This is a genomic window from Microcystis sp. LEGE 08355 (genome assembly GCF_015207185.1).
Lineage (GTDB): Bacteria > Cyanobacteriota > Cyanobacteriia > Cyanobacteriales > Microcystaceae > Microcystis > Microcystis panniformis.
This window is the reverse complement of sequence record NZ_JADEXI010000560.1, coordinates 1-3,027: the sequence shown is the minus strand read 5'-3', so window position 1 is coordinate 3,027 and position 3,027 is coordinate 1. Positions and strand designations below refer to the sequence as shown.

Genomic DNA, 3,027 nt, shown 5'->3' with positions numbered 1-3,027 from the left:
CCACTTCCCCACTTCCCCACTTCCCCACACCCTACTTCCCCACTTCCCGCTCCTATAACCCAACCCCCTAAACAATAACGCTGCCCGATTTTGCTAGGATAAGAAATGTAACAAGAATCTTTCTTAACAGTCGGATAATTCATGGGCAACGATACCATCACCTTACTCTCTTCCCGGGAAATTGAAAAAATGCGTCGAGCCGGACGATTAGCGGCTAAACTGTTAGACCATCTGGCCGATATGGTTAAACCGGGGGTAAGTACCCTAGAAATCAATGACGAGGCAGAACGTTGGACTCGCGCCCATGGAGCCAAAAGTGCGCCCCTAGGATACCATGGCTTTCCTAAGTCCATCTGTACTAGCATTAACGAGGTTATCTGTCACGGCATCCCCAGCGCCAATCAAATCCTCAAAGACGGCGATATTATTAACATCGATGTCACCCCGATTTTAGAAGGTTATCACGGCGATACCTCCCAGACTTTCTTTGTCGGTACTCCCTCCCCCTTGGCCAAAAAGTTAGTGGAAGTGACCAGAGAATGTCTGCAAAGAGGCATAGATGCGGTGCAGCCGGGGGGTAAAATCGGCGATATCGGCGCGGCTATCCAAGAATACGCCGAAGGAGAGGGATTTTCAGTGGTTAGAGATTTTGTCGGTCATGGTATCAGTAATGTTTTTCACACCGGTCCGCAGGTTCCCCACTACGGCATTCGCGGCAAAGGCAAAACAATTCGCCCCGGCATGGTATTCACCATTGAACCCATGATTAATGAGGGAACTTGGCAACATATTGTCTTAAAAGACGGTTGGACTGCTATTACTAAAGATGGTAAACTTTCGGCCCAATTTGAACACACCATCGCCGTCACCGAAACCGGTGTCGAAATTCTCACTTTACCCGATTAAATTTAGGGAACAGGGAACAGGGAATGGGAGAATGGGGAAATAGGGAAGTTTCAACTAATACCCCAAAACCCCCCGCAACGCGCACGAAGTGGTCTCCCCACTGATAACTGATAACTGTTCACTGATAACTGAATATATGCAGTATCGTCGTTTCGGTCGCACTAATCTACAAATGCCGGTGTTTTCCTGTGGGGGAATGCGCTATCAATTTCAGTGGCAGGATTTGCCAATGTCGCAAATTCCCGACGAGAATCAAGGCAATTTAGAGGCAATCATTAATAAATCTCTGGAAGTGGGGATTAATCACATCGAAACCGCTAGGGGTTACGGCACTTCCGAGATGCAATTGGGCAAAATTTTGCCGCAACTACCGAGGGATAAGATTATCGTGCAGACGAAAGTTTCTCCTAGTCAAGATGTGCGGGAATTTCGCCGTAAATTTGAGCAATCCCTGCAATTTTTACGGTTAGATTATGTGGATTTGTTGGGTATCCATGGCATCAACACGGCTGAAATTCTCGATGACACTATGGCCGAGGGCGGTTGTTGGCAAGAGGCGAAAAAATTACAGCAACAGGGAAAAGTTCGTTTTATCGGTTTCTCCACCCATGCACCAACTGATGTAATTGTCAAGACTATTGCAACAAATTGTTACGATTACCTCAATCTGCACTGGTACTATATTTTTCAGAATAACTGGCCGGCCATAGAAGCGGCAAAACAGCACGATATGGGGGTTTTTATCATTAGTCCCTCCGATAAGGGCGGCCATCTCTACAATCCTCCCCCTAAGCTCGTCGCTCTCTGTTCTCCTCTCAGTCCGATGGTTTTTAATGACCTATTCTGTCTCAGTCATCCGGCCGTTCATACCCTGAGTATCGGTGCAGCGCGAGCCAGAGATTTTGATGAACACCTGAAAACTTTACCCTTACTCGATCGAGCCGAGGAGATTTTACCAGCAATTATCGAGAGATTGCAAGGAGAGATGATCAACTGTTTAGGCGATAATTGGGTAAAAACTTGGTCTTTGGGTTTACCTAGCTGGGAAAATACCCCCAATCACATCAATATTCGTTCTATCCTCTGGTTACGCAATCTCGCTATCGCCTACGATATGATCGACTTTGCCAAGGCCAGATACAATCTCTTGGGGAATGGGGGTCATTGGTTCCCGGGTCAACAGGCAAAAGAGGTGGAAAAACTCGATTTAACTGCCTGTTTAGCCGCTAGTCCCCACGCTGATAAAATTCCTTATCTTCTCGCCGAAACTCATCGATTATTGTCGGGAGAGACGGTACAACGCTTAAGCAGTAGTTAATTAAAATTCGATGCCGGGTTGCGCTTTCACTCCCTGTTGACGAAAGGGATGTTTAATTAACTTCATTTCCGTGACTAAATCCGCTATCTCGATTAATTCGGGTAAAGCTCCTCTACCAGTGAGAATAACGTGACAATTAGAGGGTTTTCGGGCTAAACCAGCGATAACTTCCTGAATATCCAGATAACCGAATTTAAGGGCGATATTGATCTCATCGAGTAAAATTAATTTATATTGGGGATTTTCGAGAAAAGTTAGGGCTTTTTGCCATGCTTCTTGGGCTTTCTCTATATCTCTTTCTCTATCTTGAGTTTCCCAGGTGAAACCTTCCCCCATAGCATAAAACTCGATTTGTTCCCCCCAAACACTAAAAATCTTTTGTTCGGCAGGTTCCCAAGCACCTTTGATGAATTGTACCACCGCCACTTTGTAACCATGACCGAGGGAACGTAAAACCATACCGAGGGCTGCCGTGGTTTTTCCCTTACCATCGCCAGTATTAACGATAATTAAACCTTTTTCAGCAATTTTTTCGGCTAAACGTTCCTCTTGGATTGCCTTGCGGCGCTGCATTTTTTCTTTGTATTGTTCGGGAGTGAGTTGCATTCGGGTCTATCCAGTCAAATCAAGATAATTGTAACTCAAGGGGTTATCGATCGCTGTTTGCAGATTTTAGCTGGCTAAATTGTCTGGGGATTGATGCCTAATTCTCGTAATTTTGCCGCTAATTTTTCCTTAGCTTGTCGTTCTTGTTCTTTTTCTAAAAGAGCCTGTTCTTTTTCTAAAAGAGCCTGTTCTTTTGC

At 45.4% G+C, this 3,027-nt stretch carries 3 protein-coding genes and 1 pseudogene; 2 read left to right on the top strand and 2 right to left on the bottom strand.

The genetic code is table 11. From position 1 onward, the window contains the following. The first annotated feature begins 141 nt into the window (after window positions 1-141). Together map and IQ242_RS21070 are read left to right on the top strand one after the other, a co-directional pair. Complete coding sequence (gene map, locus IQ242_RS21075) at window positions 142-906, top strand: type I methionyl aminopeptidase (protein ID WP_193961293.1); 765 nt, start codon at window positions 142-144, stop codon at window positions 904-906. 136 nt (window positions 907-1,042) lie between these two features. Beyond that, window positions 1,043-2,224, top strand: a complete 1,182-nt coding sequence (locus tag IQ242_RS21070) for an aldo/keto reductase (protein ID WP_193961292.1) — start codon at window positions 1,043-1,045, stop codon at window positions 2,222-2,224. On the opposite strand, the gene cobO is transcribed toward IQ242_RS21070, so the two are convergent. Together cobO and IQ242_RS21060 are read right to left on the bottom strand one after the other, a co-directional pair. After that, window positions 2,225-2,830, bottom strand: coding sequence for a cob(I)yrinic acid a,c-diamide adenosyltransferase (cobO, locus tag IQ242_RS21065; RefSeq protein WP_193961291.1), 606 nt, complete (start codon window positions 2,828-2,830; stop codon window positions 2,225-2,227). A 74-nt stretch (window positions 2,831-2,904) separates the two neighbouring features. Further along, window positions 2,905-3,027: pseudogene (locus IQ242_RS21060) on the bottom strand (Uma2 family endonuclease); the annotation flags it as partial.